This is a genomic window from Streptomyces sp. URMC 126 (genome assembly GCF_051386555.1).
Lineage (GTDB): Bacteria > Actinomycetota > Actinomycetes > Streptomycetales > Streptomycetaceae > Streptomyces.
Window position 1 is genome coordinate 1 of record NZ_JBPQTX010000827.1, and the last position, 277, is coordinate 277.

1 protein-coding gene is annotated in these 277 nt (G+C 57.4%); it reads right to left on the bottom strand.

Translation table 11 applies throughout. The features are described 5' to 3' along the window. Positions 1–63: 63 nt before the first annotated feature. On the bottom strand, positions 64–277 hold a 214-nt coding region (locus ACSNOK_RS34100), incomplete at its 5' end, for a hypothetical protein (RefSeq protein ID WP_436784610.1).

Genomic DNA, 277 nt, shown 5'->3' on the forward strand with positions numbered 1-277 from the left:
GCACGACGAAGTTACCATTCGGCATCTCCAGATTAACGCGAAGGATTCGATCTTTGAGAGGCATCAGTACTTGATGTTGGTGCTGGCCTGATTGACGGCGTCACCGATACCAGCCTTGATGTTGTTGAAGATCGTCTCGGCGGTCGTCTGCGGATTCCCGGAGTCGGTGACGTTGATTACGATGGCGTTCTCTCCGATGGTGATCTGCCGCGCCCCTTCGCGCTGGCGACCGACGATCTGGCCGGTGTAGGCGCGTAGCATCTGCAGGCCGGTTTGT